The organism is Neisseria sp. P0021.S007 (assembly GCF_051956855.1).
The window spans coordinates 1-902 of the sequence record NZ_JBQCXA010000245.1 but is presented as its reverse complement, the minus strand read 5'-3'; the positions used below and the strand labels follow the sequence as shown (position 1 = coordinate 902).

Here is a 902-nt window from a genome sequence, read left to right as displayed (position 1 = left end):
CACACAAACCAAGGCCGTCTGAAACCATTTCAGACGGCTTTTCTCATACCAATTTTCATTAAGCCCTTCCTATTGAAAAAACCATGCCTTCCCTTTCTCAGCAATCTATCCTGCTTTTTCAACCATGAAGCAATGCTCATGGTAAACACAAAGAAAATAAGAGCAGCATAACTCCTTGCCAATAAAAAAGCCCGATGCGTTCAACATCGGGCTTTTAACTGGAAAACCAATCTTAATCTTTGCGTGTTTCCACCAAAATCATTTCGACTGCTACGTCTTCCACTTCTACTTTAGGCACATCCGAACGGCGTGTTTTGGCAACCGGTTCAGGTTGTGGCTGCGCAGCAAAAGCGGCAACGGCTTGCGGATCGGTTTCAACGAAGATCAAATCGCCCAAGCTCTCAGGTACAACGATTGCGACAGGCGCTGCTTCAGCGACGGTTTCAGTTTGTGTGGCAACAGTTTCGGCTGGTGCTTCAACCGGTGCAACAGTAGCCGTTGCATTCGGAGACAATACCGCAGAAATGGCTTCTTTGACGTTGCTGACTGCAGAAGCAAGCAGGGCTTGTTCGGCATCAGCGCCTTCAGTTTGCGCTACGGCAGGCTCGTCTTCGCTTTCAATCGCAAATACGAATGGCTCTGCGTTGGTCACTTCAGGCTCGGATACCACAATCACCAGCGGCTCGGCTTGGTCGCTTTCAGAAGACAATGTCGCATTTGCAGCTTCAACCTTTTCGTTCAAACCTAAAACATGCGCTACGGCAAAGAGGACTTTGTCGGCGGTATCGGTAATGTTCAGGTATTGCTCGATTTTTGCCGAAGACGGAATATTGCGTTTTTTGCTGTTAGAACGGCGGTCGTTGCGGTTGTTGCGCTGACGGTTGTTGCGGTCACGTCCTTGA

General features: G+C 48.8%; 1 pseudogene. It reads right to left on the bottom strand.

Annotated elements, in window-relative coordinates:
* Nucleotides 1-232 precede the first annotated feature (232 nt).
* Nucleotides 233-902, bottom strand: a pseudogene (locus tag ACTHUR_RS12565) (Rne/Rng family ribonuclease); the annotation flags it as partial.